An 18,037-nucleotide genomic window follows, 5' to 3' on the forward strand; every position below is an offset into this window, starting at 1 on the left:
TAACCCATTAAATAATATTGAATGATGAGGTTTTAAAATCATAAGTTGGCAGGCAGGTATAAAATATGGATGATTTAAAAATATTAAAAGCAATATCACATAAAACCCGATTGAATATACTACTTTGGCTGAAAGAACCAGAAAAGAACTTCAAGGAATTTGGATGGGCGCCCCATCTAACCGAACCAGAATTCATCAATAGTGTTTGTGTTTACCATATTCAGTTAAAGACAGGCAATTCCCAATCGACAACTTCCGAAAATTTATCAATTCTTGAGAAAGCCGGATTACTGCAGTCCAAAAAAGTAGCCGTATGGACACTTTACCAAAGAAATGAAAAGGTAATAAAAGAGTTTTCCGACTGGATAGGGAATGTACTATAAATAGTGAAGTATGCCCTTACCTAAAACGCGGCCCTTTCCTAATGTAAGAAGAGGCCGCGTTTTTTCATCCCCACAATTCATCCCCGGGTTATCTTCCCCACTGCAAAACACCGTATATCATGCTATCAATGTACCCGTCACATTGACTTCCATCCTTTTTCAGTGTTACTCTTAAAAGTATACATTCAAAATACTGATTCCATTAGTGTGAAATAAGGGAGAACACATTTGCCAAAAGAACATTTAATAGACGTTCAACCAATCAGATCATTGGAAAAATTAGATGATATGAAATGGTCATTGAAAAGACATTGCAGCGAGAGAGACTACATATTGTTCTTGTTAGGCATCAATACCGGCTTGCGTGTAACTGATTTATTATCGCTGAAGATAAAGGACATTAAAGGCAAGATGGAGGTAATCATCAAGGAAGGGAAAACAAAAAAGCCAAGATTGATACAGCTTAACAATGTATGTAATGAATTGGCAGCCTATATAGCCACCATTGATGGTGAATGGCTATTTCCCTCACGCAAGGGCGATAAGCCAATAAGTAAGATACAAGCTTACAGACAGCTTAATAAAGCAGCGGACATGGTGGACATCGTGGGCGTCGGTACCCATACCATGCGGAAAACATTCGGGTACTGGCACTATAAACGAAGTAAGAACCTTGCTGAGTTACAAATGATCCTTAACCATTCATATCCTGAAATTACACTAAGGTACATTGGGATTGCTGATGAAGTAACAGAGGACAGTTTAAATGACTTTGCACTATGGGAGGACGGAAGAAATGTCACTGGCTGAATACAATGCAAAATATGAATATATCATTCGCAGCAATATTTCCGACAGACAAAAGGCATTGAAATTAGCTGATTTAATGACCGATATGGAAGGCCAGCTAAGAAATGAAATCGGGGAACATCGAAATAAAGAGGTAAATGCTTTATATAAAAAAGTATCTCTTTTCTCCAACTTGTTATAACCAGCTTAAGACCTTGCCCTATGAGCAGAGGTCTTTTTTTCCTTGAAAGTAAATGCTTGTTTCTTTAAGGCTTTAAACTGTACCTCATTTATAATGCAGGCCCTTTTCATCTTCCTGTAACACCACAACATAACATAACGAAAAAGCTCTATTTCAAGCTTCATTCCCTCTCTTCTCTGGCTCTCCTAAGCCGTATGCTTGCGATTTAATTCCAGACAACTTTCGAATAAAAAAATTAATTAATATCATCCGACTCACTCGGTAATGGTTTCAATGTTTACAAATTAAACATACTTAAGGAATACTTTTTCGCCATCATTTCCAAGATTTTTATCCCGGCAACGCTGTTCCCCTTCTCATCCAGCGCTGCACCATAAATTCCAATCCCACATTTTCCGGGGACGGCCCCCATGATTCCCCCTGACACACCGCTTTTAGCCGGTATGCCAACATTAATGGCAAATTCACCAGATGCGTTATACATGCCGCAGGTAACCATGAATGTCTTGCAAATACGGGCAATGTCCCCGGGGATGATTTGCTTTCCCGTCAGCAAATCTTTTCCATTCATGGCCAGCACACAGCCTATCCTTGCTAAATCCTGACTGTCCATTTCAATGGCACACTGCTTCGAATACAATTCGATTAAATCCTCCACATCCTCATTTATTACATTATGCTGCTTTAAAAAATAGCTTAACGACCTATTCAAGTCTGCTGTATTGTATTCTGACCGGGCAACATCATCATTAAAACCGATAGTAGGATTTTGCGTCAACTCCCGGATAAAATGTAAAATACGCTGAAATCGCTCATTTACACTGTTACCCTCAATCATGTGGGTCACAGTCAATGCTCCTGCATTGATCATCGGGTTTAACGGCTTGGATGGCTTGTTTGTCTCTAACTTGGCTATCGAGTTAAAAGGGTCGCCGGTAGGTTCTTTTCCTACATAGGAAAAGACATATTCCTCTCCCTTTTCCATTAATACGAGAGCAAGTGTCAAAACTTTCGATATGCTTTGCAGGGTCATTTTACCTGTTACATCCCCAGCACAATATCCTTTTCCGTCAGGATAGTAAATTGCAACAGACAAATCCCCAGGATTCGCCTTTTCAAGAGCCGGTATATAGTCTGCCACTGTTCCCATATTTGTATATTTTTTTGCCTCATCGACCAGTTGCTGTAATTCTTCATTGGAACTGCATTGACATCCCATATTGTTCACAATTTTCCGCCCCTTAGAAAATTTGTCATGTGAAGTGTGCTTAGATATTGGTTTTATTATTTATTACCATATTTCATCGATATTATTTAAAAAATCAGGAATCGGCAATTTTCCTGGTTTTAAATTAGATGTACAGGTTCTGAATTATTTTCATAAAGACAAAGAAAAACAACAACATATACGTCAAAGGTAAAGCAGTAAAACAGATAAGCCAACGCCTTGTAAAAAAATCGTAGCAACTTCACTGTTCTTTAAAGAAGATTTAATTTTAAAAAAGAAGGAATTAGAAGCGCTTAGGCGGAAATATATATTATCGTATAAGCTTTCATATGTATTTCACACTTGATGGAAAGTAGGCAAAGCCATGGGAAAATCGAAGAGTTTACAAGAAATCTATAACGCCAACCGTCCAGAAAATAATGAACTTTTCCGAGCGATACAACAGCGTCTACAAATCAAGCATCCAGACAAACGAATGACAGCTACGAGAACATTACAAATAATTGTGGCTGATAGTGTTTCATCTGGAGAGCTGCGTAACGTGGAAGCTCGCCTTCTTCACAGTTTATAACGACCTGTTGTTTCATAAGCCTTTGAAATGTTAGAACACAGAAAGGATCTTCGTTTCGTAACTCAGCAACATTCATTCTTTTGCTTACTTAGTGCGCTTCGGTGCAATCATTTTGCCTCTGGAAAAGTGTCTGTTTTCTATTTACTTAATTTGAGTACAGATTTACTTTCAAAGGAGTAAAAATGCTCAAAAGATAAAGATTGACAACATTATTAGTGTGACTCATACTAATGGTGACTCAAATAACAGAATATTACGAATAGTGGAGGGGTAATTATGAATAAGATTTTCGTTCCTAACGCAATCGCCACTTTAACAAGACTTTTCTACAGTTCGACTACAATGAATGAGTATTTAGCGATGAGAACCGCCCAATTCTACATTGAAGACCTGAAATTACTGCAAGACGTGGAAGCTGTTGCCTTGGCAATTGAAAATCAAAATGCTTTCGCATTAATGTCTAAATTTAAATTATTTGATTATAAGGCTGCTGAAAAAATTGAAATCGCACTATCCTCTTCTGGCTATACGGAAGCGGACCTAAATGCTATGAATATTGAAATCTAAATTATTTTAAAAGAACGAATGGTAGAGTTAATACTCTTTGACCCATTCGTTTTTATTTTCATCGTAATAACAAACGTTGATAAAATATTATCTAGGATTTGAATATAGATGTCTTCTTTCGTTTCACATGTTTCTCCATAAGCAGTCGTATTAAGTGAGAAGAACAATATCATGAATAGGGATACGATTCCGACTTTGCTGTAAATAGGGTGCATATAGGTCTCCGATCTTTCTCATTTATGAACACATGTATGGCCAAGGAGAGTATTCCCCTTGGCCATACATCTCTTCTTATTATTGAACTATTGTCGCATTTTTATTTGACGTGTATTGTCCATTAATTTGGACGCCTTCATCGATCGTTACGACATCTCCCTTTTGAAGACGGCGTACGTCTCCTGACTTCGTGACAACAAAACGACTATAGATGCGATATGTTCCGTCTTTTTCAATTTTTCCAGCCCCAGCCTGTTTAGGTGTAATCACACGTTGAAGGATTCCATTGACCACAAGACGCAACGTTTGTGTCCCTTTTTCGGCTGTACCAGTGACATAGTCCGCCTTTGATTCAACGGTGTTAACCCTTATTGGAGATGTAATGGTCCACCCCACCTTCATATGAGCTTGTAAATGTTCTGGGGTCCGCAGTCCATAATCCACTGTAATCTGATCGGCATTCCGTATAGGACGGTTTATCGTATCCGTTACTTTAATGAAACGAGTTGGAATCGTGAAATACCCGTCTTCCTCCACCGTTGCAATTCGTTGAGGAACCCCATTTACGAGTAAGCGGACGGTCTTGTGCCCATCGATGACGTAGCCAGTAACAGCTTGAAGACGTTCGGTAACAGCATTCAGTTTAGGAGCTACTCCATCAACAACTGTAATATGCGTAGGATCGCTCTCAACTCCCCTTGCATCAGCAACCCTTACTTCTACTTTAGTACCTTGAGATAGGGATGGGACTGGTATCGAAAAATGACCTTGCGAATCTGCTGTCCCCGTATACGATTTCCCCTCAACCATTGCATGAACGGTATATCCAGGTTTGGTTGTACCTGTAATAGACGTATTCAGAATGGAAAGGGGCTGTAAGTTTGGTGGTTCAGGTAAATCAACAACCTCGACTGATACCGTTTTTATATATCCTGGAACTGGTTCAATGGTTACTTGGTATGTTCCAGCTTCTTGACCTGTTAATGACACCTTTTGGATGGATGCAGAATCAATCTGAAGTCCAGATTCAGAGGTTGTAACCACAGGTTTAACTTGCCTAAAGTGAGTCTTAGAGAGGTCGGTTAGCGTTAAGCCGTCGTGAGTCCATGACAAGGGAACGTCTAGACTGGTCCCTAGTGCAATACGGATTGATTCAGGAACAGACACCTGGTATTGATTAGCTGTATCTGATAAAAAATTTTGATCTGCTATCATCTTTTCAATATTGAGTGGATTATCCACTATGTAGTTTTGAGTCAGATTCACAGTGTGTAATTTAGATAATGTGTTTATAGATGATACGTCATTGATTTGATTACCAGCTAGATTTAATGTTTCAATATTTGACAAATCACTGAGTACTGAGATATCTTGAATTCGATTATTTTCTAAAGAAATGGATGTTAATTTTTTTAGAGCTTGAAGGTGAGAAATATCGTTCAAATTGGTTCGATTTATAGAGATAGATTCCAACAACTTTAAATTCTTTATAAAACTTATATCTTCAATAGGACTTGAACTTGTATTGAATCGCGTATTTCCTAAGACTAACTCTTCTAAATTTACTAAATGAGATATCGGAGAGAGATTGCTCAACCTATAAGAACCAGACAAGTTCAATTTCGTTAGATTAGTTAAAGAACTTAGCGATACTATGTTTACGCTATCTGTGCTCATATTTAATTCTGTTAGTTTTGTTAGTGAAGAAATAGGCGATAAATCTTTAGCCGATACCGATACAGCATCTAGTTTTTCAAGGTTAGTAGCATGCTCTAAACCGCTCAAATTTTCAACATTTACGATTTTTAAATTTGATATTTTACTTAGCATGTCTTTAGTCATAATTGTGTCAGAAGTTACTCCAAGTTCCTTTGCTATAGCTGTTTTTAAATATACATCTGGAATATCTACAGTTTCTTCATCGTGAGATGGAATTGTAGGGGCTGCAACAAAATCTCGCTCTTCAATATTTGTTTTTATATTCGCTCGTTCTTCGATCCCCTCACTTGGAGTTTGAGTTTCCTCCTCTTTTGTTGTTTCTTCAGGAATGATAGGAACTTCTACTTGTTCTTTGGTAGTTGTCCCTTCTTTTTCGTCTACTTGATCTTTATCTGAATTCGCTTCTATTACCGACTCAGATTCTCCTGACATTCCATTTAATGGTCGGGCTGATGCGTCGAATGTCGCCTCTGATGAAAGTTTTTTATCCTCGTTCTTTTCCTTCAAAGCTTCTTCAGAACGTGGAGATTCAACTAAACTTGCTTTTTTAGCTTCCTTTGTCGGTAAAGGCGTCTCTGAATTTGAATTTGTTTCAAAAAGTGAAGCTTGCTGTTCCTCTTTGTTAGTCTCAGCAGATGGTGATTCTAAACCCACTGCAAAAATTGGCAATGATTGACTCGATAAAATGACAGCTGTCAGAACGGTCGTTATCGTTTTCATTCGTTGTTTCTCCTCTATTTTTATCTCTCTTTAACAAATTTATGTTACAAGCAAATGGTAGAAATAAATAACAATAGTGCAAAGATCACCAGTCGCTGAAAAATTAATTGTGGAAAAATCGATAAGTAAAGAAGCTCCGTTCTTTTTTAATGAACGTTCTAAAACAGCAAGTACAGTAAAAAATGAAGCGGCAGATGCTTCAAAAGATTTTAGCGATCCCTCAAACCCATCTAAAATCCATAATAATTTAAAACTCTATGCAGAAGAAGTAAATATGATTTTTTCTAATTGGACAAGTCAACACTATGTTTATGGGAAATTGTCCTATCAGAATCACTGTGTATAAATAGTATTTTCCTCGGATAAATTTTTTCAATAGCTTCTATGGGCTTTATACTATTTATATCTATACGAGAAATAAAAGGTAATAACCAAAGAATAATTGGCGTAAATGGGTATTTAGGAAGCTTTGTGAATTAAAACATACTCTCAAAAAGTATGACCTCAAGTCACTAAATGGACTGTCTGCAATCACAGTTCCCACACACTCTTCCTCCGCTGCTGCTAATAATGCAGTAGCACCACCCATAGAAAACCTATTAACCCAATCAACAGCACCTTGCATATCATTTTTTTCATAATAACCCAAAGTGGTCATATTACCCTCTGAATTTACCCAAGCCCTAAAATCAAAAAGCAAGCAACTAACCTCCTCGCCAATTAGAAATTTTACTAATTCCAACGCATTAGCCCTAGGTTCTACTCTATTTGCCAAGTATCCATAGCCAAAAATCAAGACCATTTTCTACTTTTGAATTCTATATCTTCAAATTCCATTAAATAATCACTAGGATAACTATTTACAGGTTTCGCATTCGGATGTATCAATTTTCACCCAACAAATAAAGAAACCAAAACTATAAGAACCACTACGATAATAAAGCCCAAAATTAAATATCCCAAAACTACCCACTTCCTATTTATTTAAACTATTTTACCAGTTATTTCACATCTCAAGATTTTTTTTTAGAAACGCCAATCACCAAAAAAGAAACCCCCAAAAAAACATTTAAGGTATACAATAAAACGTGCAACTTAAATTCTAATTATTGTACAATTAAAAAAATCAAAATGTTCCTCACCATTAATTTCAACATAGTCTGGAGTTAGATCGTCCACATAAAAAGACACGCCAAAGGAGGTGAAGTTACAAATTCGCAATGGAGTAAAGTTTGGTAGAAGGAAAATCGAATTGACTGACACATTTCCATCTGTCTATCAAGAATGGAAACAACAGAAGAGTAAAGGAAACACGAAAGGATTTGTTGCTTGTAATGCACGTGCAACAAACGAATTTAAAGAAAAGGAATCGCTTGCTTATGTGGTGAATCGCTTCATGAATCCGCATGAAAAGAAATTCTTTAGTGTACGTGGCATAGAGGTGAATGAAGATATGTATGCATTATCTGAATTGATTCAGTGGATATGGAGAAGCAGAATCAGGAAAGGTAAAGCTATTAACCTTTACATTCCAAGTAAACGTATGCGGTCAATATTAGAAGAATATTTATTGAATGATATGTAAAGTTATTGACCAACTGTATCTCCAGCAGTTGGTCACAATTAACTAATATTTCTGCATTAATTTAAAATATTAGTTAGGGTAAATTAAAGGTATGATTTCGTTTAGTTTTATTCTCTCCTTGTCTAATTCCTTTGTTAGAGTAGACAAATATGCGTCTAACATAAATCTATTCAACATCATGTCATTTAAATCAATTAATTTTTCTGGAAGTTTTCCTTTACGTGTTCTTCAGTAACACTGGAAGGTTTAAGTACAGTTAAGTCTATACCCTGTTCAGATTAGTGAGTTAGAAAAACTGAAATTTCATTACGATAATACTTGATGGTGTACGGTCTCAAATTGCGTATATCACAATCTCTTTCAAACAGTTCTCATGCATCTTTGAACGATTGGACGTACGATTGCTTTTTTTGACGAACAATAGAAAGTTCAGCTTCACTTAAACCATTTTTCCGCCTAGCCATTACAGTAATCACCCCTATCTATGCACACGATTAGTTCACACGATTAGAAGATATTTAGTAAAGACCATTTCTCAAAAAATAAACACAAAAAAACCGTTAGCCACTACTGTGAGAAACGGTTTAAATTGCGGTACTTATTCACTATTAAATTACTGATATAAGCACCATGTTTCGACTTCTTTTGATACCGGTGGCCGGGGTCGAACCGGCACTCCAGAGGAACACGATTTTGAGTCGTGCGCGTCTGCCAATTCCGCCACACCGGCATGTATGTCAATGTTTACAGTAGTTTTAGTCAATGCTAATTATGTAATTGTCCATACGATTATTAAATACCTTTGATATGAATTTATCAAAATTCCAAACTAATGTCAATAATCAGTATTTATATATTAACCTTATTAATGAAAGCCTTGCAGGATAGATTCGAACTCCCGACCGACGCCTTAGAAGGGCGTTGCTCTACCCACTGAGCTACCTTATATATTGCTGTTTTTCTTCCATTCAGTGTAACGGTCACTTTACGAACTTAGACCGTCTGACTGTTTTTAGTATAATCAATTGAGTTAATCCTGGAAATACATAGGTATTATTAAAGAATGATAAGTTTTAGTTGTGCAGACATTCCTTTAGAAAACCTATACACAATCTCACGGTGATATTGTTAGTCTAACTTGCGTATAAAGATAAAGTCATATGGAATTAATCAACGTTACTTCTACTCCTTTGAAAATGACATGGAAAGTACTTTTCTATTGATACAATAAAAAAGACACCCACTAATTAGGATGTCTTTCTACAACTATTGCACTTGTTCTTGTAGTACTTCTTTCAGTAATTCAACTGAACTTTCTTCACTTGGGTTATTTGTTCCAAGCTCGCCTTGGAAAGCTTTTGACAATATTGATTGCCTCAGTGCATCCAGATTTCCCTCTAGTTTACACAGATTATTAGCTCTTTGCTCAATTTCTAAATTTTTTTCAATGATATTAACTATATTTTGTTGAATTTCAATTGGCGCAATAGGTAAGCGTAATTTTCTTAATGTACTTATATTTATTCTTGGGGATGTGGTTTGGGATATATTTGAGAACACCTGTCTAAGCATTATTGGTGAATTTAGTAAGTAAACAAAGTACTTAGGTAATGCTTTTACTTTATTAGGTCTAAAAAGCACTACTCTTTGCGCTAAACATACTATTTCATCTTCAATTATTCCTGCATTCCCAATGGTACCTTCTCTACAATAAATGATATCTCCCTTTTGTGGTTGTGTATTTCTAGTACGTTCTAGATAATCCTTTTCAGAAACTCTTCTTGCTTTAGAGATATCAATTTTGCCGAAATGCACATCAGAAGTTCTGATTGCTGGATACTGTCCGTCTTCAATATATTTTGGTGTTGAGTGTGGGCAATCAGAAATAAGTTCACAAACATCTTCTAGACTCATCCAATTCCAATTAGATGGAATAAAATAATTCATTCCATCCAATTCTTTCAAGTCTATTTCCTGTCCATTGAATTCCCCACGAAACGCTTTATCTAAAATAGCATTTCGCCGAGGTTCAAACGAGTCCTTCGCTTCTTCAATCAATTGCTTCGCTTCATCAATTTTACTTAAAAGCCGTTCTATCTTTTCCACAATACGTTTTTGTTCACTGAGAGGAGGAAGAGGAAAAGAAATATCTTCTATATTTTTTTTTGAAATTTGTTTAAATGTAGTTCCTGTACTTATCTTACTCAAATACGACTGTATAGTTTCAATATAAAACCTCAATAATTTTGTTTCAATTTTTCCCGACTTTATTCCTGCTACACCTCGTCCAAGACAATATTGACCATCTGCAATATTTGTTTTCCCAATAGTTGCTCTTATGGAGATAATTAAATCATCCTCACTAGATAATTTTGTTGCTTTTTTAGTATATCTACTAACTTTAGGAAAGTCTTTACCCATATCTGCTGGCCCACCTATAAGAGGTGTATAACTTGAATCATCAGTAGTAAATTCTCCTTTAGGTGATTGCCCCATATTAATTTCAAACAAAGACTTTAGGTTTGTCCATACCCAATTCTTTGGCACTTTATAAGGCTGCTCATCCTTTGGAACTAACGCTTCTTCAAATAACTCTTCTACTGTCTTCTTTTGCTTAACCATTAGTTATTCACCTTAACTTCTTCTGGCTCATGGAGTTCTACTACAACTTCATTTAATAAGTCCATCGCTTGTTTTAGCTTTACAATTGCCGCTTCGGCTGATTCTATTGGGTCTGGCAAATTATCATATGAAGATAATGATTCGTCAGCAATTAGTCCAATATCTAGACTATCATTCTTCTTAGCGATTTCTTCTCTAATGAACTTGTTCCAACGCTCGTCTTCCACTTTAGAGCGGTCTTCCGCAACATAGGCTTTCATGAAGTTTTCGAAATGAGCCATTGTTAACTGATTCCGTTTACCAAATGAAGACATATTTGTTCTGAGGTCATATACCCAAACACCTTTTGTATTTCCCTGGTCTGTCTTTTCTCTTGTAAAAAACAAGACATTTGTTTTAACACCTTGTGCATAGAAGATTCCTGTTGGTAAGCGTAGTATTGTGTGTAAATTACATTTATTCATTAAATCTCGACGAATTTGCGCGCCAATTCCGCCTTCAAATAAGACGTTATCTGGTACTACCACTGCTGCGCGCCCTGTACCGTCTGTTAAAAGAGAGTTGTAAATAAGCTGTAAGAAGTTTAATTGTTTATTTGATGTTTCAAATGTTAAATCGTCACGTGTTGCACGTTCGCCACCTTTTTTCGTACCAAATGGCGGATTTGTTAAAACAACATTGAAGTTTTTCATCCATTTTCCATTTGTTGATAACGTATCACCTTGCTCTAAACGTCCTTCCATATCATGCAGCAATGCATTCATTAATGCTAAACGATGTGTATCTTTAACAAGCTCCATCCCCGTAAAGGCTTCTTTCTTCTGGAATTCCGCTTCTTCTGGTGAAAGGTCAAAATAATTATCTGTTTTTTCCTTTAAATAATGGTCAGCTGCAATCATAAAGCCTAATGTCCCTGCTGCTGGGTCATTACAACGCTCGCCTACTTTTGGGTCAATTAGTTGAACCATTACATCAATTAATACACGCGGAGTAAAGTATTGTCCTGCTCCTGATTTTTTCTCACTGGCATTTTTCTCGAGTAATCCCTCATAAAGATTTCCTAATCCTTCTTCTTTGGCATTGTACCAATCTAAATCATCAATTGATTTAATAATCTTTTCAAGATTTTTTGGCTCATCAATACTAGTAGAAGCACCATTATATATCATACGCAATCTTTCATTTTCAATATCTTCACTACCTAAATCAAGTAGTAGTTGACGATAAAATCGATTTAATTCGATTCCTTCTTTACTAACTAGGTCGCTCCAACGCTTCCCTTCTGGAATAATGGATTCGGTTTCTTGTTCTTGCATCATTTTCAAGAAAAGTAGATATGTTAATTCAGTCACATACTCATGATATGTAATACCGTCATCTCTTAATACTGTCGCTAAATTCCAAAGCTTCGAAACAATCTCTGCGTTATTCATTATGCTCCTCCTAATGTCTGTTCATCTATGTTATTATACCTGAGTTTCGTTACGTTCTCGATAGTAAAAGGGAATCCACAGAAATAGACTCCCTTTTTGATTAATCAATTATTCGTTTATCTGTCAAAATAGCATAAATGTAAGAAGGTGCTCGCAAATGTTGAATTGGTACTGTATTACTTAACGGCAAGTAAGGTACAGCTTTTTCAAATTCAGATTTTGCTACGAGTTGATTCGTTGTCGTTAATTTAATCGATGTTCCTACAACTGTATACACAAACTGTTTTCCTCGAATTTGCTTAAATATATTCCCTTCATTTTCAACAATACGTTGCCATACTTCTTCAATCATCTTCTCACCTCATTAACTTACATACAAGTTATCATTAATCGCATATACAATCTTATCAATCTCGTCACCAAATTCACGTTTTAGCACGTTATAACCACCGCTACTTTTAAAAGGCTCTTCTGAAAATGCTTCTACTGGTGTGGGTGCTAAAACAGGCACTTGTAGCAACTGCTTTTCAATACGCTCTAGCCATTTACGTTGTCTTAGTGTCCAATCGTGTAATGCATAAACTTTTTGCATCGCGTTTTTCACGCGTGTTTCATGGTCAACCAAAGCTTCCCCTAATGCAGCTTGACGAATAAAACTAATAATATCCGCAGCAATTTCTTCATTCTTCGCTTGCTTCCAAGCAGATTGTAAATGTGATTGTTTGAAACCTTTTGTATCTAAATGAGTTACAAGCTCTCGTAAATCTTTACGTGTTAAGTCTTTTGGTCTTGTGCATATTAATTGAAGTGCTGGGATTACATTCATGTTATCTCGAATATATTGGACAAAACCGTCTAAATAGTCTGCTGGCTTTTCGTTTCCTTCTCCATATCCACGGGTTACATCCTTTACCTCATCTTCATGCTTTGAAATAATTTGAAGCTCTTTAGGTGTCTGATATGATGCGACATATTCAAACAAAATACTATTTGTTTGAGCTTGTTCTGGTCGATAGTGTTGAATTTCTTGCGCCCATTCATCAAGTGATACACCGTTTGATAATTCTTCAAAGCGACGTTGCCCCGCATCATCTATTTTTTGCTTCTTGCGCTGAATTTTCGCAACGAGCTGATTACGGAAATGCTCTGCTTCATCTTCTGTCTCTGCTTGCGTAAATGATTCATGTAAATCAGTAATCGTGAAATGTTGCTGCTTCACAACAGGCTTCATATCTGTATATTTTTGTAGTTGATTGTAAATACCAACTGCATCATAAACTCGGAAATGTGTTTTTCCGATGTCAGGACATAAACGTGTTGCACGACCTAGCATTTGGTCATATAAAATACGTGACTTTATACGACGTAAAAAAACCAAGTTTGTAATGGCAGGCACATCTATTCCTGTAGTGAGCAAATCAACTGTTACAACGATATTTGGTAAACGCTCATTTTTAAAGCGCTTAATCATTTCATTTGGATTATAAATAGAACCTGTAATTTTTACAATCCCATCGTCTGATACTACATCACCGCGATTCGCAAATGCTTCTTTTAGTATACGTACTACTAAATCCGCATGTTGATTCGTTGCAGCGAAGATAAGCGTTTTTTCTCGACTTTCTGGGTCAATATAGTCGGTTAATCTATTTAAGACTGCACGATTAAATTGTTCAGTAATGACTTGTCTATTAAAGTGCTCGACATTGAATTTCAACTCATCTTCTAAGCGTTCGAGAATCACTTCGCCTTGCTCAGGGTCATACACTTCAACTTCCTCGCCTTTTTTAAATGAAATCCCACTTTTAGCTAACTCTGATTCAAATAAATATGGCGGCTCATGGTCTACTAAATAACCATCCAATACCGCTTCTGTATAAGAATATTTATAAATCGGCATACCGAAAATATCCGTTGTATGAAGTGCTGGTGTAGCTGTTAGTCCTAGAACTGCTGCATCAAAATAGTCAATGACACGACGATATTGGCTCACATAGTCATTTTGATTTTGGAATAACAGCTCATCATCTGACATTTCGCGGTCACTTGTATAACCTCTATGTGCTTCATCGACAATGATAAAATCATATTGTCCTACAGAAGGCAACTTTTCCCCATCATTATAAAATAAGCGTTTGACCATTCCTTGTACTGTCGCAATCTGTACCTTTGTTTCAACATCTGGTGTCATTTCTTCAAGCGACTTTACATCATAAATACTAGCAAATGATAAACCTTCAAATTTCGTATCCTTTAGCGAGTCAATTGCTTGCTGTCCAAGTGAATTACGGTCAACTAAAAATAAAATGCGTCGACATTTTTTCGCTTTAATAAGTCGATACATAAGTGCAATCGCTGTACGTGTTTTCCCTGTACCTGTTGCCATCGCAAGTAGCATTTTACGTTGTCCTTCGATTAATGCAGCTTCAGCAGCTAATACGGCAGTTTGTTGATAGTAACGTAAACCAAACTTTGTAATATCTTCTATCGCGAGTTTTTCATTTGCTTCTGTATCATCTACATCTAAAAGTAAGCGTAAGTCCTCTGGTGAGTGCCATCCTTCTAATGCATGTGCATGTTTGTGAGGTGTACGTGAATCCCAGAACCAAATACCTGATTGGTCTTGTAATTGTTTTAAGTATGGTCGTCCATTTGACGCGTATAAGAATGGTGCTTTATATTCGCCATTTGCTGGAAGCAATGTGATACCTTCCTTTTCTTCTATTAAACGTGAATACGTTTTCGTTTGGCTTTCAAGAGCTGCTGGAATATCTCTGTGCTTCGCTTTTGCTTCTACAATGCCCACTAATTGCAATCCAATAAATAGAGCATAATCAGCATATTTACTTCCAACTTTCCATTCAGCAATTGCCATATTTTTATTCTTCTCTGGCATTGTTTTGTTCTTTTTGAAGCTGAGTTTTTCTGTATCAACAATCCAACCAACAGAGCGTAATTTTTCATCAATAATAATGCGTGTTTGTGCTTCTGAAAGACGATGTTTCTTAACATGAAGCTGGGATTTTTCTCTACGCTTTACACGTACATCTTTTGAAATCGTATCATCTGTTATTACATCTAATTGTTTAACAAGTTGCTTCTCTTTAGCTTCAATTTCATTTTCAAGTTGTTCAATTTTTTGTTGAAGTTTCTCTTTAGTTGTATCAACTTGATGCAACAGTTCTATATATTTAGGAGCGGAAAAGTTCCAATCAACATATACTTCCACAAACCAAATGGATAGCTGATATGCAAGTTCTAATAAGCTTTTAGCTCCTTCTGTTTTTCCATAGTTTGCATCATGTGAAGCGGTGTTCCCTTTACGACGTAATATATCAAAAATATCTATTATTTCTGGCTCTGCAAGTCCTTCTCTTCTCATAGTATTTATGCGGTCTACTTGTGTTGTATTGTAAGCTTCCCGAATATTATCAGAAGCTAATACAGCCTTCGCAATTGTTTCACCAAACAATCGAAGTTTCATAATCGATGTATGAGGGTCTTGATACACATTACGCTCAGCACTTTCCCCTAATTTCCCTAGCACTTCCCATTTGCCTTCAAAAAAAGCAAAGTTACTCTTCAATAATTTCACCGCTCTTCAATGTAGTATGTTTCTTCAATTGTACTATATTGGAAATAATAAACACACTATGTAAGCTTATTTTGATTATCACTTCATATTTTTTTTATACCTTCATTTAATAAAATCAATATTTCATTAATTGAATGAGGTTTGGAAAAATCATAACGTGTGGATAAGCCTGCCTATCCCGTTTCCTGCCTAAGACCCCAGTGAATATGTGGAAATATACCCCCTACCTATATCAATTACAAATGAAAAGAGACCCCTTAAGAGTCCCCTTAGTCAGCTTCATATTCCTTAACCTTGCGATAGAATGTAGCCTTAGTTAAATTTGATTTTTTCATTGCTTCAACTGCAGTGATATCTCCTGCTCTCCATTGTTTATAAGCCTGTTCAAATTCAGATGTAATAGATGTTTTAGGTCTGCCCAGGTGTTTCCCCTGTGCCTTTGCTGAAGCTATGCCTTCAGCTTGACGAGCCTTAATCTTAATTCTTTCTTCCTCAGCAACCCATGATAATACCTGTAATACCAAGTCAGCTACAAAAGAACCAATAGAATCATTGTATTTCCGTGTATCCAGTAATGGCATATCAATTACAACAATATGTGCTTTAATGTTCTGTGTGATATCATTCCACTCGTTTAGAATCATCTCTTTGTTACGACCTATCCTATCTAATGAATGAATGTATAATGTATCTCCTTTACGTAAACGCATTTTCAAAGCTTGGTATTGAGGTCTATTGAAGTCTTTACCACTTTGCTTATCAATATGAATATCACGTTCATTAATTCCAAGAGCATACATGCTATTCATTTGTCGTGCTTCATTTTGGTCTTTACTGCTTACTCGTACATATCCGAATTCTTTGTTGTCCATGGTTAATTCCGCCTTTGTTATTTGATAATGTCATTTTATTGGATGTGTATCAAAATATCAATAATAATTATGATACGTTTCATAATTGGACTTGATACCATATGAGACGTTACGAACCCTTATTCCACCGTTTCACAAAATGTGTTGCAGAAAGTGTACCTTTTGAAACCAAAAAAAGAGAGCCACTTCATCTGCCCTCTGATTTAAACAATTATAAAGTTGCTGTCCTTCTAAACAACTTCTACTGTTAACTCACCGTTAATTGGATTAGGAAGGTTTTTTGCATAGATAGTGTAAGACCATACAAAACTCCTATTTATACTTTCCTTCCCAAAGAATACTCTTAGATGCTCATCAAATACTTCTGTAAATTGTTGATGTTTCAAAGCGCCAATATCTTCCCGAACAATTTATATCCCTTCGTCTTCTTTAACATCTGGATAATACATATTTGAAGTACTTGTGAGAGCGGCAGTAGATAAATAGCTATACCCTGACTTCGGTTCATCGTGTATCGTGTTCATCACCATTACTGATTCAGATGGAATTCTTAGTACTATAGAAACATCCTCTAAATATGTACTCCCATCGTTTCTTAAGATAAAGTTTATCTTTTCAGACATTTGCTTACCAATATAATTCCAATCGTGGTCGTTGGGATATCCCTGCTCTTAAAGAGAAGTATTGGGCATCTCCTCGCCGGACTAGGTGGAGCTTGGAAGACCCACCCTTGAAATAAAGCAAAACACACCCGTAAAAAGGTGTGTTTTTTTGTTAACCCCTATTTATCTGAACGGGACTGAGGTAGCCTTCAAAACCTTTAGAAGAATTAAGGAATCTTATCGAATGAATAAGAACAGTGTGTTCAAGATGATGAACGTAACCGTCGAAAAGATTAGGTAGGTAACCCCTTGGTTGTAGAGATTGAATTTCTGTTGGCAAATCTTCGAATTGATGTAGATTTGGGATAAATAATCGTTCTGAATCTCTACCGGCGTTTGTGCTTCAATCGCATCTTTGAAATCGCCGAAGGACTTGCTCTGTATGCTTCCAAAAAACAGATTGGAATTCGTCGTCAGCTGGGACTGCTGGTAGACTGTGGGGTCAATTGAACCCTTAATACCCCGGAATAGATAGGTTATGCTCACAATCATTAAGATGACAAAAATGATGAGTACAAGGGTCGTGAACTCGATGTGCCGCATTTCCCAGTGATTCTCTATATCATTGATTTTGATGAGTTTATCTATCAATTTCGTGAGCGAGCCAGTAATGATGCTACTGGAGAAGAACCCGCCTAATAAAATGCCGGCAAACGCTAACGAAAAGGAAATCTTGGTATCACAATTCGAAATCCAGAAATTTATGCGTTCAAGCGTCTTTAATGACTCCTCTTTTTGTTCCGCATGACTTAATACGTGTGTCGGCTGGGCGTTCTGAGAATCTTCAGCACCTGGAGCGGGTTGTGGTTGTGAATTATTAGTGCTGTCTGGCATCAGTCATTCCTCCTTATAACGCTTATTTGGGCTACTTCC

16 protein-coding genes and 1 tRNA gene are annotated in these 18,037 nt (G+C 36.6%); 7 read left to right on the plus strand and 10 right to left on the minus strand.

Features of this window, described 5'->3' with window-relative positions:
• The first annotated feature begins 65 nt into the window (after positions 1-65).
• The 3 genes from ABOA58_RS23310 to ABOA58_RS23320 all read left to right on the plus strand — a co-directional run bounded on the left by ABOA58_RS23310 (position 66) and on the right by ABOA58_RS23320 (position 1,374).
• Positions 66-383 (plus strand): ArsR/SmtB family transcription factor, encoded by a 318-nt coding sequence (locus tag ABOA58_RS23310; protein ID WP_350300228.1) that lies wholly within the window; start codon positions 66-68, stop codon positions 381-383.
• 288 nt (positions 384-671) lie between these two features.
• Positions 672-1,193, plus strand: a complete 522-nt coding sequence (locus ABOA58_RS23315; RefSeq protein ID WP_350302956.1) for a tyrosine-type recombinase/integrase — start codon at positions 672-674, stop codon at positions 1,191-1,193.
• Entirely contained in the window at positions 1,180-1,374 is a 195-nt protein-coding gene (locus tag ABOA58_RS23320; RefSeq protein WP_350300229.1) for a hypothetical protein, read from the plus strand. The genes ABOA58_RS23315 and ABOA58_RS23320 overlap by 14 nt, the downstream gene beginning before the upstream one ends.
• Before the next feature lie 277 nt (positions 1,375-1,651).
• Here the strand turns inward: ABOA58_RS23320 and glsA are convergent, their stop codons facing one another.
• Positions 1,652-2,593, minus strand: coding sequence for a glutaminase A (gene glsA / locus ABOA58_RS23325; RefSeq protein WP_350302957.1), 942 nt, complete (start codon positions 2,591-2,593; stop codon positions 1,652-1,654).
• A 373-nt stretch (positions 2,594-2,966) separates the two neighbouring features.
• Between glsA and ABOA58_RS23330 the strand changes: the two genes are divergently transcribed.
• Entirely contained in the window at positions 2,967-3,173 is a 207-nt protein-coding gene (locus ABOA58_RS23330; RefSeq protein ID WP_350300230.1) for a hypothetical protein, read from the plus strand.
• Positions 3,174-3,449: 276 nt separating this feature from the next.
• Complete coding sequence (locus ABOA58_RS23335) at positions 3,450-3,740, plus strand: hypothetical protein (protein ID WP_350300231.1); 291 nt, start codon at positions 3,450-3,452, stop codon at positions 3,738-3,740.
• A gap of 294 nt (positions 3,741-4,034) precedes the next feature.
• Here the strand turns inward: ABOA58_RS23335 and ABOA58_RS23340 are convergent, their stop codons facing one another.
• Entirely contained in the window at positions 4,035-6,395 is a 2,361-nt protein-coding gene (locus ABOA58_RS23340; RefSeq protein WP_350300232.1) for an Ig-like domain-containing protein, read from the minus strand.
• Positions 6,396-6,471: 76 nt separating this feature from the next.
• Here ABOA58_RS23340 and ABOA58_RS23345 point away from each other — a divergent pair, with 76 nt between their 5' ends.
• Positions 6,472-6,741: a hypothetical protein gene (locus tag ABOA58_RS23345; protein WP_336865297.1), complete on the plus strand. Its 270-nt coding sequence runs from the start codon at positions 6,472-6,474 to the stop codon at positions 6,739-6,741.
• Positions 6,742-6,801: 60 nt separating this feature from the next.
• On the opposite strand, the gene ABOA58_RS23350 is transcribed toward ABOA58_RS23345, so the two are convergent.
• Positions 6,802-7,095, minus strand: a complete 294-nt coding sequence (locus ABOA58_RS23350) for a hypothetical protein (protein ID WP_350300233.1) — start codon at positions 7,093-7,095, stop codon at positions 6,802-6,804.
• Between the two features lie 552 nt (positions 7,096-7,647).
• Between ABOA58_RS23350 and ABOA58_RS23355 the strand changes: the two genes are divergently transcribed.
• Positions 7,648-7,980, plus strand: coding sequence for a hypothetical protein (locus ABOA58_RS23355; protein WP_350300234.1), 333 nt, complete (start codon positions 7,648-7,650; stop codon positions 7,978-7,980).
• Positions 7,981-8,629: 649 nt separating this feature from the next.
• Here the strand turns inward: ABOA58_RS23355 and ABOA58_RS23360 are convergent.
• The 7 genes from ABOA58_RS23360 to ABOA58_RS23390 all read right to left on the minus strand — a co-directional run bounded on the left by ABOA58_RS23360 (position 8,630) and on the right by ABOA58_RS23390 (position 17,998).
• Positions 8,630-8,710 (minus strand) — tRNA-Leu (locus tag ABOA58_RS23360).
• A 536-nt stretch (positions 8,711-9,246) separates the two neighbouring features.
• Positions 9,247-10,602 (minus strand): restriction endonuclease subunit S, encoded by a 1,356-nt coding sequence (locus ABOA58_RS23365; RefSeq protein WP_350300235.1) that lies wholly within the window; start codon positions 10,600-10,602, stop codon positions 9,247-9,249.
• Positions 10,602-12,035: an N-6 DNA methylase gene (locus tag ABOA58_RS23370; protein ID WP_350300236.1), complete on the minus strand. Its 1,434-nt coding sequence runs from the start codon at positions 12,033-12,035 to the stop codon at positions 10,602-10,604. The genes ABOA58_RS23365 and ABOA58_RS23370 overlap by 1 nt, the downstream gene beginning before the upstream one ends.
• 100 nt (positions 12,036-12,135) lie before the next feature.
• Entirely contained in the window at positions 12,136-12,387 is a 252-nt protein-coding gene (locus ABOA58_RS23375) for a hypothetical protein (protein WP_350300237.1), read from the minus strand.
• 12 nt (positions 12,388-12,399) lie between these two features.
• The gene (gene hsdR, locus ABOA58_RS23380; protein WP_350300238.1) at positions 12,400-15,621 is read right to left on the minus strand and encodes a type I restriction-modification system endonuclease; all 3,222 of its coding nucleotides are present in this window, start codon (positions 15,619-15,621) and stop codon (positions 12,400-12,402) included.
• A 278-nt stretch (positions 15,622-15,899) separates the two neighbouring features.
• Complete coding sequence (locus ABOA58_RS23385) at positions 15,900-16,502, minus strand: recombinase family protein (protein ID WP_350300239.1); 603 nt, start codon at positions 16,500-16,502, stop codon at positions 15,900-15,902.
• A gap of 839 nt (positions 16,503-17,341) precedes the next feature.
• Complete coding sequence (locus ABOA58_RS23390) at positions 17,342-17,998, minus strand: Pycsar system effector family protein (protein WP_350300240.1); 657 nt, start codon at positions 17,996-17,998, stop codon at positions 17,342-17,344.
• Positions 17,999-18,037 lie beyond the last annotated feature (39 nt).

The sequence above is a fragment of the Peribacillus frigoritolerans genome (genome assembly GCF_040250305.1).
Classification (GTDB): domain Bacteria; phylum Bacillota; class Bacilli; order Bacillales; family DSM-1321; genus Peribacillus.

Bases quoted from the DNA above. Each gene is read 5' to 3' on its own strand.
- ABOA58_RS23390 (WP_350300240.1), bottom strand. From the start codon at position 17,998: ATGCCAGACAGCACTAATAATTCACAACCACAACCCGCTCCAGGTGCT.
- ABOA58_RS23375 (WP_350300237.1), bottom strand. From the start codon at position 12,387: ATGATTGAAGAAGTATGGCAACGTATTGTTGAAAATGAAGGGAATATA.
- glsA (WP_350302957.1), bottom strand. From the start codon at position 2,593: ATGGGATGTCAATGCAGTTCCAATGAAGAATTACAGCAACTGGTCGAT.
- ABOA58_RS23310 (WP_350300228.1), top strand. From the start codon at position 66: ATGGATGATTTAAAAATATTAAAAGCAATATCACATAAAACCCGATTG.
- ABOA58_RS23370 (WP_350300236.1), bottom strand. From the start codon at position 12,035: ATGAATAACGCAGAGATTGTTTCGAAGCTTTGGAATTTAGCGACAGTA.
- ABOA58_RS23330 (WP_350300230.1), top strand. From the start codon at position 2,967: ATGGGAAAATCGAAGAGTTTACAAGAAATCTATAACGCCAACCGTCCA.
- ABOA58_RS23315 (WP_350302956.1), top strand. From the start codon at position 672: ATGAAATGGTCATTGAAAAGACATTGCAGCGAGAGAGACTACATATTG.
- ABOA58_RS23335 (WP_350300231.1), top strand. From the start codon at position 3,450: ATGAATAAGATTTTCGTTCCTAACGCAATCGCCACTTTAACAAGACTT.
- ABOA58_RS23365 (WP_350300235.1), bottom strand. From the start codon at position 10,602: ATGGTTAAGCAAAAGAAGACAGTAGAAGAGTTATTTGAAGAAGCGTTA.
- ABOA58_RS23320 (WP_350300229.1), top strand. From the start codon at position 1,180: ATGTCACTGGCTGAATACAATGCAAAATATGAATATATCATTCGCAGC.
- ABOA58_RS23340 (WP_350300232.1), bottom strand. From the start codon at position 6,395: ATGAAAACGATAACGACCGTTCTGACAGCTGTCATTTTATCGAGTCAA.
- ABOA58_RS23385 (WP_350300239.1), bottom strand. From the start codon at position 16,502: ATGGACAACAAAGAATTCGGATATGTACGAGTAAGCAGTAAAGACCAA.